This window comes from Bosea vestrisii (assembly GCF_030144325.1).
GTDB lineage: Bacteria > Pseudomonadota > Alphaproteobacteria > Rhizobiales > Beijerinckiaceae > Allobosea > Allobosea vestrisii_A.
The window spans coordinates 4,477,117-4,495,652 of sequence record NZ_CP126307.1; the positions used below are offsets into that span (position 1 = coordinate 4,477,117).

Consider the following 18,536-nt stretch of genomic DNA (forward strand, 5'->3'; position numbering starts at 1 on the left):
TCGCGTCTCGAAGGATGTTCCAGCGCACTCTGGAGCATCCTTCGAGACGCCGCTCTGCGGCTCCTCAGGATGAGGGCTGGAGGCTGTTCTTTCTAGAGGTTGGTCAAGCCCCATGACCGAAGCCGCTCCGACCACGCTTGCCGATCTGCGCAGCGAGATCGACCGCATCGATTCAGCGATGCACGGCCTCCTGATGGAGCGCTCGCAGATCATCGAGACGCTGATCGCGATCAAGAAGACGCAAGTTTCCGGCTCGGCCTTCCGCCCCGGCCGCGAGGCCGACATGATGAAGCGCCTGGCCCTGCGCCATCAGGGCCTGCTGCCGCTCGACACGGTCGAGAGCATCTGGCGCATCATCATCGCGACCTTCACCTATGTGCAGGCGAACTACTCTGTCCATGCCGACGTCTCCGGCGGCGACGCGCCGATGCGCGACAGCGCCCGCTTCCATTTCGGCTTCACCGTGCCTTACGTCCCGCATGAGGACGCCCGCGCCGTGATCGCCGCCGTGGCGGAATCGGCCGGCGATCTCGGCATCTTCCGCATGGATCTCGGGGCCAGCGCCGGCGTCTGGTGGCGCGACCTGATCGGCCCCGCCCAGCCCAAGATCATCGCGCGCCTGCCCTTCATCGAGCGGCCCGACCATCCGGCCGGCACGCCGGTCTATTGCATCGCCAAGCCGCTGACCGACGCGGCCGTGCGCGAGATCGTGCTTTATGCCGCCCGCGTCGAGCGCTGGTCGGAGCAGCTTCGCCACGGCCTCGCCCATCATCTCGCCGAGGTCTCGGCCAGCGCCGCCGACGGCTCGCATCTGGCGCTGCTGGTCGCGGCCTCCGGCGAGACACCGGTCGAGGCCATTCGCGGCGCGCTCGAACCGGCCGGCCTCAAGGAGCTGACCGAGATCGGCAGCCACGCCGCCCGCTTCGCCTTCAAATCCGCTCGCTGATCAATTCACGCTGCTCTCAAGGTCCAGCCCCATGGCTCTGCCCGCTCCCCGCCCCGTCCCGCGTCCTGGTGTCCTCGACATCGAGGCCTATGTCCCCGGCAAGTCCTCGGCTCCGGCCGGCGTCAAGCTGCACAAGCTCTCCTCGAACGAGACCCCGCTCGGCCCGAGCCCGAAGGCGGTCGCGGCCTATGGCGGCCTTTCCGGCAAGCTCGAACTTTATCCGGATGGCTCGGCGACGAAGCTGCGCGAGGCGATCGCCGGCCGTTACGGGCTCGACGCCAACCGCCTTGTCTGCGGCACCGGCTCGGACGAATTGCTGCAACTGATCACCAAGGTCTATCTCGGCGACGGTGACGAGGGCGTGTTCACGCAGCACGGCTTCCTCGTCTACAAGATCGCCATCCTCGCCGCCGGCGGCAAGCCGGTGGTCGTGCCCGAGAAGAATCTCACCGCCGATATCGACGCGATCCTCGCGGCGGTGACGCCGCGCACCAAGATCGTCTTCCTCGCCAACCCCAACAACCCGACCGGCACCTATCTGCCCTTCGACGAGGTCAAGCGCCTGCAGGCCGGACTGCCGCCGCATGTCCTGCTGGTGCTCGACGCGGCCTATGCCGAATATGTCCGCCGCAACGATTACGCCTCCGGTCTCGAACTGGTCGCGACCAGCGAGAACGTCGTGATGACGCGCACCTTCTCGAAGATCTATGGCCTCGCCAATCTGCGCCTCGGCTGGGCCTATGGTCCCGCCCACATCATCGACGCATTGAACCGCACCCGCGGTCCCTTCAACGTCAACGGCGCCGCGATCGAGGCCGGTGTCGCCGCGATCGCCGACGAGGCGCACATCGCCGCCGCGATCGAGCACAACGACACATGGCTGGCCTGGACCACGGCCGAGCTGGAGAAGCTCGGTCTCACCGTGACGCCCTCGGTCGGCAACTTCATCCTGATCCATTTCCCGACGAATGCCGGGAAGACGGCAAAGGAGGCCGACGACTTCCTGAGCCAGCGTGGGCTGATCCTGCGTTCGGTCGCGTCCTATGGCCTGCCGGACGCGCTGCGCATGACCATCGGCAGCGAGGAGGCCAACCGCCTTGTGGTCGCCGCGCTGGCCGAGTTCCTGGGCAAGGCCGCGTGAGCGCTCCGGAAAGCTTCGCGCCGCGCCGCGACGAGCCGCTGTTCGGGCGGCTCGCCATCATCGGCATCGGCCTGATCGGCTCCTCGATCGCGCATGCGGCCAGGGAGCTCAATCTCGCCGGCCATATCGTGCTGAGCGACGCTGACGGCGATGTCCGCCGCCGGGCCCGCGAGCTCGATCTCGGCCATGAGATCGCCGAGACCGCCGTCGAGGCCGCGCGCGACGCCGACCATGTCGTGCTCTGCGTGCCGGTCGGCGCCTGTGGCGCGGTCGCCGCCGAGATCGCCGCGGCGCTGAAGCCGGGTGCGATTCTCTCCGATGTCGGCTCGGTCAAGCATGCGGTGGTCGAGGCGGTGATGCCGCATCTGCCCGAGGGCGTGCATTTCGTCCCGGCTCATCCGGTCGCCGGCACCGAGAATTCCGGCCCCGATGCCGGCTTCCCCAGCCTCTTCCTCAATCGCTGGTGCATCCTGACGCCGCCGCCGGGCACGAACGACGCCGCGATCGCCCGCACCCGCCAGTTCTGGGAGGGCATGGCGGCGATCGTCGAGGTGATGGGCTCGCAGCATCACGACCTCGTCCTCGCCATCACCAGCCATCTGCCGCATTTGATCGCCTACAACATCGTCGGCACGGCCGAGGATCTGGCGGCGGTGACGCAGTCGGAGGTGATCCAGTTCTCCGCCGGCGGCTTCCGCGACTTCACCCGCATCGCCGCAAGCGACCCGACCATGTGGCGCGACGTCTTCCTCGCCAACAAGGAGGCGGTGCTGGAGATGCTCGGCCGCTTCAACGAGGATTTGGCTCTGCTCACCCGCGCCATCCGCTATGGCGACGGCGAGACCCTGCACAAGCATTTCACCCGCACCCGCACCATCCGCCGCGGCATCGTCGCGCTCGGCCAGGAGAAGGCCGAGACGGAGAAGCTGAAGAAGGGGTGAGGGGGGAGGGCTTTCACAGCCCCGCAGGATTCCTCGGCCGGGTGTGAATTCCGTGCGCCTTCTGACGCCCGCCTGCCTTGTCAAAATGGGGTCGGGCTGATACAGCCCCACCCGTCGCCGCAATAGCTCAGCTGGTAGAGCACCTCATTCGTAATGAGGGGGTCGGGGGTTCGAATCCCTCTTGCGGCACCACTGACCTTTCCGGACATCGCCGTGTCGGCCCGCGCTCCCACAGGGAGTGATTATTCGGCTGGCTCTAGTTGCAGTTCGCGCGGCAGCGGATGGCGTGAACCTTGTTGATCCCTTCGCCGATCGTGGTGATCTCGATCAGCATGTCGCGCTTGGAGCGCCAGGTGAAGTTGCAATAGGCGAGGCCGGTCCCGGAGCAGGACGACATTTCGGGGCGGCCCTGACAGCGTTCATCCCCTTCGTAGCACTTGTCGGCGCGAGGCAGCGTCACCGGCTCGTAGCCGAGGCCGATCAGGCTCTGCCGCGCGTCGTGATAGCTCGTGCCCTTCGGGAAGGAGGGCAGTGCTCCGCCGCGGTTGCGACCGTGGTCATGGCGGCGATGATGGCGGCAAGGATGGCAAGGCGCATTCACGTCACTCTCGGACAGGATCGATAAAGCCGGCTTGTGCCGGTTTCCGCCGTCTTCGCCGATTAGGCGCTAATATCGGTTGCGTTGGGTGATGTCCCGGATCGCCGTCAAGCCGGACATCGCCTGCGGCGAGCCATTGGCCCGGTAAAGCGCCTGGAAGACCTGCGCGGCGTCGTCGAAGCGGCCGAGATTGAAATAGGACCAGCCGCGCATCTGCATCAGGTCGGTGCTTTCGGAGGCGTAGCGCGCCCGCTCGCCCAGCGTGATCAGCGCGCCATTGAAGTCCTTGGCCTCGTATTGCGCGTAGAAGCGCTCGGACAGGAGCAGGGTCTGCAACTCCTTGCGGCGCGCCGGGGGCAGGGTGGCACTGGCAGCCGCGGCGCTCGCTTCCCCCGTCAACCCCTGCTGGATTTTCGCATAGGCCTTGCCCGCAGCGGCATCGGCTGCGATCTGGGCGTTGCCGCCGCGCTGGGCCGCGTCGAACGCCTCCGCCGCTGCGGCCGGCCGCTTGAGGTTGAGCAGGCACCAGCCGCGCTGGAGCGCAGCTGCTCCGCTTGTGCCGGCGCCGCAGGAACCGCTGCGCGGGCGCTCGGGCGCTGGGCGGCGCGCCACAACCACGGCGGGACTATCGTCTTCGTAGCGGGATGGCGGTGCAGCCTCTATTCGGGTGACGCGACGTGGAGCCCGCTCGACGGGCTCTGGCGCCGGAACCATCCGGGCCGTCGGGCTCGTCTCGGGCAGAGGCCGGACTTCCCGCACTGCGGTTGGGGCGCGCCCGCGCGCCGGGTTCAGCAGGTCCGCGATGCGCGCTGAACGGCTACGCCATTCGGCGATGATGGCGCGTAAGGCGCCCTGGTCGCGCAGGCGCTGATGCACGAGCGCCAGGCCGTAAGCGGCCGGCTCGTAGTTGCGATCCCAGGACAGGGCGGTTTCGAACCAGGTCTCGGCCGGCGCGACCTGCCCGGAATTATAGGCGTACCAGCCGAGCGCGGCGCCGCCGGGCGCATAGCGGTCGACGCCGACCGTCTTGGCGATGCGCTCGATCACGGCGCGTTCGAGCCGCGGCGCCGGCTCCTGCGCTATCAGCGCGGTCGCGACGTCGAGATAGGCTTTTCGGTTGGCCGGGCCGGCTTCGAGCCATTGTGCGCCGAGCGTCTCTGCCTCCTGGTATTTCTGCAGCGCGCCCAGAGCGAGCACGGCCCCTTCCGCCGCCTTGGCACCGCCATTGCGCGCCAGCGCCATCTGGAACCAGCTTACGGCCTTGGCCGGCTCGTTATGGCGGAAGCTGTAGAAGCCGAGCAGGATCGGGTCATCCGGCGTCGTCGCCGCATTGGCGAGCGCCTCGATGCGGCGGATCTCCTCGGGCGTTGCGGTCAGGGTCGGGTCTTCGGCGGCCTTGCCGACATGCCGTCGCGCGATCTCGTCGCGGATGCCGGAGAATTCGGTCTGCCGCTCCTGCGCCAGCAACGGGCTGACCAGCGCCTCGGGCAGGCTGGCGAGCGCCTTCTGCAGGGTGCCGACCCGCTCGGCCGGGTTGGTGCAGTTGGTCAGCACATAGGCATAGGCGTCGCGGGCCCGCTCCGGCGCGCCGGTCTGGGCGAAGGCCTCGGCCACGCGCCAGAGCGCGTCGACATTGGCGCAGGTCAGGAGCGCCGGCGTCTCGGTGCCGATGCGGATGACCTGTTCCCACTGCTTGGCATTGGAGGCATTGGCCAGGCGCTGGCCGGCTTCAGCCCGGTCGAGTTGGGCGATCAGATCGGCCGGCGCCTGCCAGCTCGGATCGGCGCTGTTGCGCTGTCCGATCGCGGCGCGCGCCTCGCCATATTTGCCTTCGGCGAACAGCCGCCAGATCCGTTCGAGCTCGGGATCGCCGGTCGGCTGGGGCGAGGTCAGGTCGGTTGGCGGCTTCCACTCGGGATAGAGGGCGCGCAGCCGGGCGAGCTCCGCCTCGTAGCGGCGGGTGTCGCCCTGCGTCGCGAAATAGCGCAGGGCTGTCTCGTCGACCTTCTGCGCCTGCGGCGCGGCCGGCGAGCCTGGCCGTCCAGCCGGGGCCTGGGCCAATTCGGTCTCGGTCTGCCCGGCTGCAGGTCCGGTGGCTTGGGTGGAATCGGGCTGCGTCTCTGTCTGGGCCAGTGCCTGCTGGACGGCCGGCGACGGTGCGTCCCGCCATGTCAGCTCATGGCCATAGCGGCCCAGCCCGTAGAAGACGGCGCTCGAGGCCGCGACCGTGATCAGCACGGATTTCACATGCATTGCGGATACCTCTCGCTCAGCATCGAGAGGGCGAGCAGATGCAGCGTCGACGGATAGTAGGCCGTCGGCAGGAAGGTCTTCAGCTCGGCTGGAACAGGGGTGCGGTCGAGCGCGCAGGCGATCGCCGCGGCCAGGATGCGATAACCGACATCCGGCAACGGTTCGGCGGGTTTGCCGGTCGGCACGTCGATCACGGCGGTGCCATTGGCCCAGGCCTGGCGGAACGGTTCGAGGCGCTGCTTGTCGGCAAGGCCCGCCCGCAGCAAATAGAGCGGGATGCGCAGCGCGTTGTAGCCGAATTGCGGCGGGAAGCCGTCCGCCGGCTTCGGCTCGCCCTTGAGCGAGAGCCAGTCGGCAGCCGGTACCTTCCGCTTGGCAAGCTCGTCGAGCAGCTTCAGCCCGCTGGCCTGTACCTGCATCCAGCTCTGGTCGCCGGTGAGCTTGGTAAGCATGGGAAAGGTCTCGAACACCCAATAGGACGGGTTGATCACTGGGCCGTCCGCCCGTTCCTGTTCCGAAAAACCCTTCGCCGCCGGCATCAGCCAGGTTTCGCCGCCGCGCTTCAGGAGCGCGACCTTGGCCAGCGAACGGGCGATCTGGCGGGCCGCGGTGGTGTAGGCCGGCATCGACCAGCGTGTGCCGGCGCAGGCGAGGGCCTCGACGATCAGGAGGTCGCCGTCGCTGGCATTGTTGATGTCGGTGACGCGGGGCGTAGCCTTCGGGTCCCAGCGCCAGGCGGCGAGGCCGTCATCGCGGATCAGGAGTTCGGTCCGGGTGAAGGAGAGGATGCTGGCGAAGCTGCCGCGATCGCCGGCGAGGCAGGCCAGAAGCAGGCCGTAACCCTGGCTCTCGCTATGGCTGATGCCGCCATTGGCGTCGTCGACGACACGGCCCTCGGCGGTGACGAACTTCTGGCGATAGAGCTCCCAGGCGCCGGCCGGCAGGGCGGCCTGTGCGCCGGAGGTGAGACAGAGCAGGGTCGCGGTCAAGGCTGCGCGAAGCCGTCTCATGAACGCCTCCCCAACCGGCCGAGCATCAGGAAGGTTCCGATGCCGAGGCCGATGCAGGCTGCGAGCAATGCCAGCGCGTAGATGCCGATATTGCTCGACATCCAGTTGGCGAAGACCAGGCGCATATTGGCCAGGCTGAACGGTCGCGTCATGACGAAGGAGGTGCTGTCCGCCGAAATGACGTGATTGTCCTGGCCGTTCCGGAAGGCCGTGACCTTTCCGGCCATGCCGGCCCAGTTGCCTGGGGTGACGAGCCTGTCAGCCGCCCGCTCCAGCGCGTCCTCTTGGCGCACCACGAAGGCGGTCCAGACCTGCCTTGTGTCGGGATCGGTCGCCTGCGCGGCGATCAATTCGGCCCCTTCCGCCGGCTCGTAGAGCGAAGGCGCGCGCGAAGGCGTGCGCAGCTGCGCGAAGGAGAGGTCGAAGGTCCGCTGCAGCCACTGGTCGAAGCTGATGAAGTAGCGGGCGAGGGGGCCGCCGAGCGAGCCGCGCCAGCGGTCGCGGACCCCTTCCGTCGTCGGCGCGATGCCGCCCGAATCCTCCGGTGTCGTCTGCCGACCCTGGAAGCGGTTGATCACCGCCTCGAACACGGCAGCGCCTTCGGATTCCGGCACGACGACGACGGCGTCCGCGCGCTGCGGCCAGGTGTTGCGGACATTGTCGGCGATGCCGACGCGCGGCAGCAGTCCGGCCGGCAACTGGCCGGCGGCGCCGACGATCAAAGCGGGGCGGTTGCCGACGGTCGCGGCGCTGCCGAGGATGTCGATCGGCAGTGGCCGGTCGGCGCGTTGGGCCAGCCGGGCGAGCAGCGTGGCGGCGGCGCCGAGATTGGGCAGGTCCTGCCGGCCGACGACCAGCGCCACCTGCGAGGCGATCGAATAGGGGAAACCGGTGCCCGCCACGGCGGCGAGATTAGGGCTGACCCCGATCTTGGCGAAATCCGGGAACGCCAGCGCCGTGGTGTCGAACAGCGCGAAGCGGTTCTTTCCGGGCAGGGTCGCGCCGGGCCCGCAGGCGAGGTCGGACCGCGTTGGCATGACCGCCTCGAACCAGATCTCGTTGATCCCGGGCCGGAAGTGCCGGAGCGGCACGGTGATCGGGGTTTGCTGGAAGAGCCCGCCATTCGACGCATTGAGCGGCACCGTCGCCGCGACGTTGCCGTTGACGAAGATCTCGATGTGACCGGAGCCGGGAAGGACTTCCTCCGAATAGGCGCCGTCGAGATAGAGCGTCGCCTCGCCATAGGCGTTGGCGTAGAAATCTCCGGGCATGGCGACGACGGCGCGTACGCGCATGCGCCGGCCCGAGGATTCCTGGGTGGGAACGCCGAGCTCGGAGAAGCGCAGCGCCTGCTTGCCCGAGATGAACGGCGCATCCGGCACATGCCAGCTCGCCGTGTCCATCGTCTTGCGGTTGATGTTGGTCGGCCTGGACACTGGACCGGTCAGGAGCCTGGCGATGATCGCCTCGAGATCCGGCCAGGTCTCGCCGGTAACGAGCAGGGCGGCAGGGCCGAGCTTCGGATTGGCGACGAAGCCGAGGAAGCTGCCGGCCCCCGCCTCGGGCGGAAGCGCGCCGATGAGGTCGCGCAATTCCTTGCTGGTGCCGAGCAGAACGGTCAGCACGCCGGGGCGGATACGCTCCGGCAGCCGCTCGGAGACCCGCACCGCGGCCTGGCTGTAGCGGCCACGCAAGGCGACTCCCTGCGCGACGGCGAGGATGCTGCCCGCAGCAATGGCGCGCGTGGCACCTGGCGCAACGATGTGAATCGTCGTCTGCCCGCTTTCGTCGGCGCCGACGGCCGGAAGGTCGTCGATGCTGCGCAGCCGTGATTGCTGAGTCGCCGGATTCCTGAAGGACAGCCTGGTGCCCGCACCATCGATGCGCGTCCACAATTCATAGGTGGAGGTGATCGTGCAGTCGGTGCGGTGGCGCTGCACAGCCTCGAAACGGATCGTGTTCTGACCGGGCCTGAGCAGCCCCTTGCGGATCGCGGTGGAGGTTCGCTTCAGGCGATCGGAGGAGGCGATCGGCGCCTCCATGATGCGCTCGCCATTGATGCGGACCGTCAGCCGCGAGGCCTCGGGCATCACGACCAGCGCGTTCTGGAAGGCGATGTCGAGATTGAGATCGGCGCTCGCTTCGTCCTGGGTCAGGTAGAAGGCCCAGCTGCGCGTGTCGCTTTCGCCTTCGAGCGTAACGCGGGCCGCCGGCAGCAAGGGCTTGAAGGCGAAGCTGGCCGGAATGGCCGGCGCGGGCACGGCAACTCGCGGCGGCTCCGGTGGGCGTGGCGCGGCCGGCTGCTGGGCCGGCGGCACGATCATGAACGGCGCCGGCTCCTTCGGCGGCGTCTGGGCTTCCTGTGCCCGCAGTGCCGCCCCTCCGATCGGGAGGATCGCTGCCGCGGCGAGGATGGGCAGGAGACGCATTCTCATTCCGCCGCGCTCCGCGGCTTGGTCGAACGGGAAAAGCGGTACAGGCCGAAGAGGTAGGAGAGGCCGCGGCTGGTCTGGAACACGGCGAGGCGCAGGAAGCGCAAGGTCCCGTAGACGACGCCCATGTTCTGGCGACGCGCCTTCTGGAAGTCGCTCCAGATCGCGGCATCGGAAAAGGCGAGGTCGGCGATGATGCGGCTGTGCAGCGGCTCGCTGGGCTCATATTGGCAGCCCAATACCAGCCCCTTCTGATCCGATGCGAGGCGGGCGATGCGGACGGGCAGCCCGCCTGATGGCATCGCGATCGAGGTCTCGAAGGAGATCTCGCCCTTGCTTCCCACCGCCAGTCTGTCGAAGCCTTTGGACAGGACCCGGATGGCGACGCCGTCGACGGAGACGTTCTCGGTGACGATCGGTGCCGTCCGGCCGTCGATGCTGATCTCTCCGCGGCGCTTCACCGGAAAACGCCGGGCACCACGACCTTCCGGCCGCTCCGAAACCACGCCGAGGGCGCAGCCCGCCATCAGCAGGTTGAGGATGTTCCACAGTCCGACCACGAGTGTGGTGTCGGCATTGTACGGCTGGGCGATGGTGCGCCAATAGGTGGCGACGACACCGAGCGCCAGCACGGCGAAGATGATGAAGAAGGGCAGGCCGAGCTCGGATACACGCCGCGTCCCGAGCTCTTCGCTCTTGGCGGTGACCTTGAAGGTCGGCTTGCCGGGATTGATCAGGACCGAGATCACCGCCGGCAGCAGATAGACCGACTGGATGAATTCGTAGAGCTCGGAGATCCAGGGCCAGCGATAGCGGCCATAGAGGTAGTTCTGCATCATCAGGTTCACCGCCATGTAGCTGAACACATAGGCGATGAACTCGGCGCCGGAGGCTGTGAAGATCTCCAGTCCGAAGAAGAGATAGCAGAGCGGCGCGACCAAGAAGGTCAGGCGCACGAACGGGAACAGCCAGAACAGGGCCGAGGACGAGTAGCACAGGCGCTGCGGCAGGGAGAGGCCGCTCTTGAGCATCGGGCGGTGGTAGATCAGGATCTGCATCATGCCCTGCGCCCAGCGCGAGCGCTGGCCGATGAAGCTGGTGAAGGTCGCCGGCTGGAGGCCGGCGATCAGCGGCTTGTCGACATAGACGCTGTTCCAGCCGGTGGCGTGCAGCGTGATCGCGGTCTCGGCGTCTTCCGTGATGCTGCGGCCGGAGAAGCCGTTCGTCGTCTGCAGCGCCGTGCGGCGCAGCACCGCGGCCGAGCCGCAGAAGAACGAGGCGTTCCACTTGTCGAGGCCGCGCTGGATGATGCCGTAGAACATCTCGTTCTCGGACGGCATCGCCTTGAAGGTCTTGAGGTTGCGCTCCAGCGGGTCGGGATTGATGAAGAAGTGCGGCGTCTGGACCAGGAAAAGCTTCGGATCCTCGGCGAAATAGCCGATCGTCTCGGTCAGGAAGCTGCGTGCCGGCGCGTGGTCGGCGTCGAAGACGACGATGAGCTCGCCGGAGGAGTTGGCGAGGCCGTTGTTGAGGTTGCCGGCCTTGGCGCTGACATTGCGCTCGCGCGTCAGATAGGTGACGCCGAGCCCCTCGCAAAGCGCCTGCAGCGCCGTGCGACGCTCCCGGGCCGCGCTGGCGGCGACGAAGTTGTCGGCGTTGCATTTCTCATCGGTGCCGCCGTCGTCGAGCAGATAGACCGTCAGGCGGCCGGCCGGATAGTCCATGGCGAGCGCCGCCGAAAGCGTCGTCGCCAGCAGCTCCGGCTCCTCGTTATAGGTGGGTACGAAGACGTCGACGGCGGGGGGCGTCTGCAGGAAGCGGCGGCGGCGTCTTGCGCCGCGGCAGCGGCATCGCCACGACGAACAGGCTGAGGAACAGCATGCCGATATTGTAGAGCTCGGCCAGATAGAGGATCAGGCCGGGAATGAAGTCCTCGAGCTGGTTGACCGGCGGCAGCGTGCTGGTCGTGCGCCAGTAGACGTAGCGCAGCACCATCGCCGTCCCGAGGCCAAGCGCGATCAGGCGCCAGACCCCGTAAGGGCGCAGGAATTTGAGCAGGATCATCGCCCCGACGACGATCGTCCCGGCGATCAGATGCGCCTGCAGGCTGATCGGCAGCGTGATGAGCGCCACGACCACGGCGGTCGCGATGGCCCAGAAGATGACGTAGCTCGCAGTTCGCATCGATTCGTCTGACGCTTCGTTGCCTCAGGGCGCAGGTGGTGGCGGAACGGTTGGGTATCCCTCCAGCGGCCTGTCCGGGATCGGCTGAGAATCATGGGCTCGGTCGGCTTCGGTTTGCGAAGCTCGCGCCGGCCGCGGTCGCACAACGCGTCGGGGCGCCGCTGGCTCCGGATCTGAAACCTGCGGCAGCGGATAGATCGGCGCCCCGGCCTTGCCGAGTTCCGGCGCTGGCGCCGGAGCGTCCCCGATCGGTCCCCAACCGCTGCGTCGCAGCGAGGCGTTGAGCGAGTAGTCATAGGCGAGGCGTAGCAGCGCGGCCTCGGTCGCCTTGGGATCGCAGATTCGCAGACGGACAGAGACTGCGCCTGATTTGGGCCGGAAGACGCTGTCTCCATCGGCAATGCGCTGCCAGGCGTAGAGACAGGCCTCGCCACCGGCGCCGCGGCCGAAGGCATAGCCGAACGGGCCGTATCTGTTCTGGACGAAGACGGCCGAGGGCGCCATGGCGACGCCCGGCAGGCGCTCCTCCATGTCCTGCGCGACGGAAAAATCGTCGATCCCCGGCAGCTTGAGCAGGTTGCCCTCGACACCGGCGCTGTCCGGCAGGTCGGCCGCGGTGAAGAAGGCGACCTGGATCGTGTTCTCGCCGGGGGTCCGGCCGCGCGTCGCCAGCGAGATCGTCTGCGAAATCGCGTTGTCGTAGCTGCGCTGCGTGACACTGATCGCGGGCGGGCTGCCGGGCGGCAAGGCGATCAGCGCCCGGCTGGGATCGACTGCGATGGCGCGGGTCGAGAAGGTCAGTTCGGCGTCAGACAGCCGCTGCTCGCCGCAGCCCGCCACGAACAGTGCCGTGGCGGCGACCCACAGGAGTGCTGCCTTGTGCGCTGACGGGATCGCGAGACCCGCGATCGTCACTCGCCGATGAATCGTCATTGTCGCCGGAAGCGATTGTTGCGCGCCGTCATGCATTGACCATCGATTAACATTGGTTAACGAGTCGTTACTCCCGTGCGCAGGCCGTCTGGGGAGCGCATCGGCCGAGTACCTTGCCACCAATACAGATGATTCGCGCCGGCCTTCCAACCGATTGTGCGCGGCAATGGGCATTTTGGGAGTGGATTTGGCTGGGCGAGGCCGTGTCCGATCGATCGACAAGCCTCGGAACGTGGCGGCTATTGTCGCGCATCTTTCAGGGGCGATTGAATTCGCTCTAAATACCAGGCAGTTGTGAAGGCCGTCTGGTTACGGCGAGAGCCTGATGCCCGCGCCGAAATCCCCGCCGACGTTCACCGCGAGGGTTTGATCGCAAGCGCAAGCCCAAGGGGTGCGCGGGGTCCGGTTGCGGCCGCTTTCCGCCGCTGTGTCGAATGTCGATGTCGAGATGTCGAAGCGGCTGATGCTCGCCGCTCCCGAACCCCGCGCGCGGTTCTCTTTAAGGTGCCTCGCCGCGCCTTCAGGTCGGGCAAGACCCGGCTTCGTCCGGACGAGGCCCCTCCGCCATTCCAGCCCGCGACGGCTGTTCAAGGCGGACACCGCTCTCCCCGCCCGGCCGCACGATGCCTCGCGACAGCCCCCTTGGTCGGACGGGACGGGGGAGAATACGCCAGGTTTCCGAGGCGGGGATTGATGGCCGCGTTATCCCCGTCACGCTGGCGCCGGCTGGCAGGTTCGCTTGACGTTGCGGCAATATATCTGTGTTGTCGGATGGGGGAATGGTCAGGAAATCCTACTGGAATCACCGTCGATTCGGTGCCGTCCTCGCGGACAAAGAGAAACGTCCCCTGGCCTGCAATCGCCATGGCCGAGGCGACGGACGCGAACGTTGCGACAACTCTGCAACAGAGCGCTACTGACGATGGATGTGAATGGCCGTTCATAGCTCGCGAGAGTGTTGCACGGTATAATTGCGATTGGTTGGGGGACTTCGTGACATCCGTGCTCGTCGCCGAGGCTGGGAAGCCGTCTGTCGTGCGGCTCCGTCCGCGCCTGTGCGCGGGGACGGCGCTCGTGCTCTTGTGCGCGGTGCTCGCGAGTCCGGCGTTGGCCAATGGCGGCGCTGGCGGCGGTGGCGGCGGCTCCGTCGGTGGTCTCGACAATCCCGATACCGCCGGCAATGCGGGCGGTAACGGCAGCAGCCTCATCGGCGGCGCCGGCGGCGGTGCCGGCCTGAGCGGCGGCGCTGGCGGTTCCAGCGCCGGTGCCGGCGGTTCGGGCGGGTTGAACCCGGGAGATTCCGGCAACCCTGGCTCCACCGGCGCGGCCGGCGCCGGCGGTGGCGGTGGTGCGCATGGCAGCGTTAGCGCGACGGTGCCGAGCGGAATCAGGACCGGCGGTGCTGGTGGCGCCGGCGGCGAGGGCCTGGGCATGGGCGGCGGCGGGGGCGGCGGTGCCGGCGGCTGGGGCGCCGTGATCACCGGCGCGGGAGCGCTCGGCTCGACCGGCGTGACGGCGACCGGTGGAGCCGGCGGCGCTGGTGGTGCTGCGATCGGCGGCTTTACCTACGCAGGCGGTGGCGGCAGCGGCGGCCACGGACTGGCCGTGACCGGCGGAGCCGGAACGTCGTTGACGCTCACCGGCGTCGTTCAAGGCGGCGTTGGCGGGATCGGCAGCTTTGCTTTGGGGGGATGGCCGGGCAGCAGCGGTGGAGATGGCGGGGCAGGCCTGTTCCTGAGCGGTGCATCGACCGTCACCATCAATGCCGCTGTCCGCGGCGGCAATGGCGGAATGGGCGGCAGCGGCGGCGGCGCGCCCGGCGGAGTAGGGGGGGCAGGCGGCGGTGGTGTGTTCATCGCCAATGGTGGGACAGTCAACGTCAATGCCTCCGTCGTCGGTGGTCTCGGCGGCAATGGTGGCGTAGGACCGGTTTCGGGGGCTGCGGGCGGGCATGGAGCCGGCATCGCCGGCAACAATCTTACGGTTGTCCTTGGTACCGGCGGCATGATCAGCGATGCCGATGGCGCCGGTGGTGCCTTGGGCAATGCCCTCCAGGTAAACGGCAGCAGCAAGCTGACGGTCACGGCGGCCGGCACCGCCAGCATCATCGGCAATATCGATATCGCGAGCGGCACGCTGACGCTCGACCAGGGCGCCGGTAGCAGCATCACCATCGCCAATACGATCACCGGCGCGGGCGCGCTCGCCAAGGACGGTGCCGGCACGGTGACGCTGACCGGCACCAACACCTATGCCGGAGGCACGACGCTCAATGCCGGCACGCTTTCGATTTCGGCCGATGCCAATCTCGGCAATGCGGCGAGCGGGATCACCTTCGGCGGCGCCAGCACCCTGCAGGTGACGGGGAGCTTCACCACGGCCCGGGCGATGGTGCTCAACGCCACCGGCACGGTCGAGGTCACTGCCGGCCAGAACTTCACCATGGGCGGTACGATCACCGGCGCCGGCGGCCTGATAAAGGCCGGCAGCGGGACGCTGATCCTGACCGGCAGCAACTTCTACACCGGCGGCAACACGATCTCGCAGGGCACGGTCTCGGTCTCCTCCGACGCCAATCTCGGCAGTGCGGGCTACACGATCACCTTCAACAACGCGACCATCGTCGCTGGCGCCGGCACAGGCGCTGATGCGGTGCTGCGCACGACGGCTTCGTTCACCAGCGGCCGTGACATCGCTTTCACCAGTGGTGGTGGCCGCATCGAGACCGATGCGGGAACGACGCTGACACTCACCGGCGCGATCAGCGCCGTCGGCACCACCCCCAGCTTCGTCAAGCAGGGCGCCGGCACATTGGTGCTGACCGGCGACAGCTCGGCCGGCTATGAAGGTCGCACCTGGGTCAACGAGGGCACGCTGCGCATCGAAGCCGGCGGCAAGCTCGGCAGCAACAGCGTCGGCGGGCAGGCCTATATCAGCAATGGCGCGACCGCGATCGTCACCGGCACCGGCTCGAGCTGGGAGACTTTCGGCCAGATGCGAGTTGGCGAGCATGGCTCCGGCACGCTGCGGATCGAGGCAGGCGGCTCCGTGAAGACCGGTGGCGGCTCCGGCACGGTCGGCATCGTCGGCGCCGGCGGCGCGAGTTCGGTCACGATCACCGGATCCGGCTCGCAATGGTTCGGCAATGGCGAAAACCTCTATGTCGGCCATTCCAATGCGGGATCGCTGACGGTCACGGCCGGCGGCAGCCTCAAGCTCGGCAGCGCCGGCGACGGCACGATCATCGCGGGGTTGAGCGCCGGCGGCGCCGGCGGCATCATCAATATCGGCGCAGCTGAGGGCAGCGGCGCCGTGGCGGCGGGCGATCTCCTCGTCGGCAAGGTCGATCTGGTGGCGAGCGCGAGCCAGCTGGTCTTCAACCATACCAATGTCGGCTACACGTTCGCGTCTTCGATCACCGGTGACGGCTCGGTGCGCCAGATCGCCGGCATCACGGCGCTGACCGGTACCAACGATTACAAGGGCCAAACACAGGTCCTGGGCGGGCGGCTGATCGCCGGAAATTCGACCGGCTTCTCCGCGAACTCGGACTATACGGTTGCGGCGGGGGCGGTGCTCGAAGTGGCGGGTGGTGCCTTTACCGCGGCTAGGGTGGGCTCGCTGTCGGGTGCCGGCTTCGTCCTGATCGGCCTCGACGAGATGCTGATCACCGGGACCACTAACCAGACCGCCACTTTCTCCGGAACCTTCTTCGGCGATGGCTCGCTCCGCTTCGACGGCTCCGGCACGCAGATCTACACCGGCACGGGCAATCTCGGCGGCGACCTCCTCATCTGCGCCTGCAGCACCGGCTCCTTCATCATCCGCGGTGGATCGCTGACCTTCGGCGGCGGCGTCCAGGTCAATGGCGGCATGCTGCTTCTCGATCAGGCCGGCTTGTTGACGGCCGGCCATAATATTGAGGTCAATAGTGGCGCGCTGGTCGTCAGCCAGGGCAGCAAGCTCGCCAATCCCGGCTGGGGCGTCGTCGTCTTCTCTGATCTGCGCATCGACGGCGTCGGCTCCTCGGTCACGACCGACATATTCCTGCTGCAGGGTCTGGCGAGCAACGCCTCGCTGATCATCTCGGGCGGCGCGACGCTGACCGTAAACCTCGGCGCCGCGGTCCAGGCCGGTTTAGGCGGCAGCGCCAGCGCGCTGGTGACCGGCGCGGGCTCGCTGTGGACCATCCCCAACACCTTCGCCATTGGCCCCGGCTCGACGGAGCCGACTTTTGTCACCCTCGCCGAGGGCGGCGAACTCCGGATCACCGCGGGCGATCTCCAGATCGACACGCTCGGCACGCTCAACCTCGGCAATGGCGGCAGGGCCGGTCTGCTGACCATCACGGCGGGAGCGATCGTCAACGACGGCGCCATCGTTGCCGACTTCACCGACATGGCGACGCTGACCTACGACATCTCCGGCACCGGCACGCTCACCAAGCGCGGTTCGGGCACGCTGACGCTGACGGGGGCGAACACTTATACCGGCGCGACGACGGTGTCGGGCGGCAAGCTGGTCGTGAACGGCTCGCTCACCGGCGCGGTGACGATCGATGGCGGCGCGCTCGGTGGCTCGGGCACGGTCGGCGGCATCGCCGCCAATGCCGGCGGAACGGTCGCACCCGGCAACTCGATCGGGACGCTCAATGTTGCCGGCAACATTTCGTTCGCGAGTGGCTCGACTTATCAGGTCGAGATCAACCCGGCCGGGCAGGGCGACAAGATCCTGGCTTCCGGGCTGGCGACGATCTCGGGCGGCACGGTCGCCGTGCTGGCCGAGAGGGGCACCTACGCGGCCTCGACCAGCTACACCATCCTGACCGCCGCCGGCGGCGTCACCGGCCGCTTCGCCGACGTGACCTCGGACCTCGTCTTCCTGACGCCGTCGCTGGCCTATGACAGCAACAACGTCGTCCTGACCATGAGCCGAACAGCCACGACCTTCCTGGACGTCGCCTCGACCCGCAATCAGGGGTTCATCGCCAATGCGGCTGAGCGTCTCGGCGTCGGCAACCCGATCTACGACACGCTGCTTTCGGGCACGGCGGCCGAGGCGCGCGCCGGCTTCGACCTGCTCTCGGGCGAGGCGCATGCGCAGGCGGTCAGCGTCATGATCGACGAGAGCCGGCTGGTGCGTGAGACCATCCTCAACCGCCTGCGCGGGCCGCTGCTGACGGCTCCCGGCGCACAGGTCGCTGCCGCCTTCAGCGCCGACCTGCCCGGCCGCAAGGGCGCGGTGCTGATGAACGCGCCGCAGCCGCGCTACACGCTCTGGGGCGAGGCCTTTGGCGGCGCCGGCAATACCGACGCCGACGGCAATGCCGGAAGCCTCAGCCGCCGCAGCGGCGGGGCGCTGCTCGGCGCTGACCTGATGCTCTATGACGCGCCGGGCTCGTCGCTGAAGCTCGGTGTCGCCGGCGGCTACAGCCAGTCGCGCTTCGATCTCGATGCCCGGCGCTCCTCGGGCAAGCTCGACAGTGGCCATGCGGCGCTCTACGCCGGGGGCCGCTTCGGCAATCTCCGGCTCGACGCAGGCCTCGCCTATTCATGGTCCGAGAGCGACATCCGCCGCCAGGTCCAGATCCGCGGCTTTGGCGACAGCTTGCGGCTGCAGCGCCCGGGCGCGGTCGCGCAAGGCTTCGCCGAACTCGGCTATGGCTTTGCCCTCAGCGGCTTTGCGCTCGAGCCTTTTGCCCAGCTGGCGCTGATCCGCGTCTCGACCGACGCCGGCACGGAACGCGGCGGCGCCGCGGCGCTGCGGGTGCTCTCCTCGGACCAGACCCTCGGCTTCACAACGCTCGGCCTGCGTGCCGAGGCGCAGCTCGGCTCGGCCCCGCTCTTCGCCCGCGCCATGCTCGGCTGGCGTCACGGCTTTGGCGAGCTTACCCCGACGGCAAGCACGGCCTTCGCCCTCGGAACCACCCCGGCGCGCGTGTTCGCGGCCCAGATCGATCGCGAGGCGCTCGTCGCCGAGGCTGGGCTCGACTGGCGCCTCTCGTCTGCCACAGCCCTCGGCCTGACCTACTCCGCCGCCATCGGCGAACGCTCAAGAGACCACGCCCTCAAGGGCAGGGTCGAAATGCGGTTCTGAGG

9 protein-coding genes, 1 tRNA gene and 1 pseudogene are annotated in these 18,536 nt (G+C 68.1%); 5 read left to right on the forward strand and 6 right to left on the reverse strand.

Annotated elements, in window-relative coordinates; all coding sequences use genetic code 11:
- Positions 1 to 112 precede the first annotated feature (112 nt).
- The 4 genes from QO058_RS22050 (at position 113) to QO058_RS22065 (ending at position 3,220) form a co-directional block, all read left to right on the forward strand.
- The gene (locus QO058_RS22050; RefSeq protein WP_284168370.1) at positions 113 to 946 is read left to right on the forward strand and encodes a chorismate mutase; all 834 of its coding nucleotides are present in this window, start codon (positions 113 to 115) and stop codon (positions 944 to 946) included.
- Positions 947 to 977: 31 nt separating this feature from the next.
- A complete protein-coding gene (locus tag QO058_RS22055) occupies positions 978 to 2,087 on the forward strand; it encodes a pyridoxal phosphate-dependent aminotransferase (protein WP_284168371.1) in 1,110 nt (369 codons plus the stop codon).
- Positions 2,084 to 3,028 carry a prephenate/arogenate dehydrogenase family protein gene (locus QO058_RS22060; protein WP_284168372.1) on the forward strand — a complete coding sequence of 315 codons (945 nt, stop codon included), beginning with the start codon at positions 2,084 to 2,086 and terminating at the stop codon, positions 3,026 to 3,028. Before QO058_RS22055 ends, QO058_RS22060 begins: the two co-directional genes overlap by 4 nt.
- Before the next feature lie 116 nt (positions 3,029 to 3,144).
- Positions 3,145 to 3,220: transfer RNA gene (locus tag QO058_RS22065), tRNA-Thr, on the forward strand.
- A gap of 64 nt (positions 3,221 to 3,284) precedes the next feature.
- Here the strand turns inward: QO058_RS22065 and QO058_RS22070 are convergent.
- From QO058_RS22070 to bcsN, 6 genes and pseudogenes are all read right to left on the reverse strand, one after another.
- Positions 3,285 to 3,629 (reverse strand): hypothetical protein, encoded by a 345-nt coding sequence (locus QO058_RS22070; protein WP_284168373.1) that lies wholly within the window; start codon positions 3,627 to 3,629, stop codon positions 3,285 to 3,287.
- A gap of 66 nt (positions 3,630 to 3,695) precedes the next feature.
- The gene (locus QO058_RS22075; RefSeq protein WP_284168374.1) at positions 3,696 to 5,879 is read right to left on the reverse strand and encodes a tetratricopeptide repeat protein; all 2,184 of its coding nucleotides are present in this window, start codon (positions 5,877 to 5,879) and stop codon (positions 3,696 to 3,698) included.
- Entirely contained in the window at positions 5,870 to 6,889 is a 1,020-nt protein-coding gene (locus QO058_RS22080; RefSeq protein WP_284168375.1) for a family 8 glycosyl hydrolase, read from the reverse strand. Before QO058_RS22080 ends, QO058_RS22075 begins: the two co-directional genes overlap by 10 nt.
- Positions 6,886 to 9,324 carry a cellulose biosynthesis cyclic di-GMP-binding regulatory protein BcsB gene (locus QO058_RS22085; RefSeq protein WP_284168376.1) on the reverse strand — a complete coding sequence of 813 codons (2,439 nt, stop codon included), beginning with the start codon at positions 9,322 to 9,324 and terminating at the stop codon, positions 6,886 to 6,888. The genes QO058_RS22080 and QO058_RS22085 overlap by 4 nt, the downstream gene beginning before the upstream one ends.
- Positions 9,321 to 11,505: pseudogene (gene bcsA / locus QO058_RS22090) on the reverse strand (UDP-forming cellulose synthase catalytic subunit). Before bcsA ends, QO058_RS22085 begins: the two are co-directional and overlap by 4 nt.
- 24 nt (positions 11,506 to 11,529) lie before the next feature.
- On the reverse strand, positions 11,530 to 12,420 hold the full coding sequence (bcsN, locus tag QO058_RS22095; RefSeq protein ID WP_284168377.1) for a cellulose biosynthesis protein BcsN: 891 nt from the start codon (positions 12,418 to 12,420) through the stop codon (positions 11,530 to 11,532).
- Positions 12,421 to 13,431: 1,011 nt separating this feature from the next.
- On the opposite strand from bcsN, the gene QO058_RS22100 reads away from it, so the two are divergent.
- A complete protein-coding gene (locus QO058_RS22100) occupies positions 13,432 to 18,534 on the forward strand; it encodes an autotransporter domain-containing protein (protein ID WP_284168378.1) in 5,103 nt (1,700 codons plus the stop codon).
- The last annotated feature ends 2 nt before the right edge of the window (positions 18,535 to 18,536 follow it).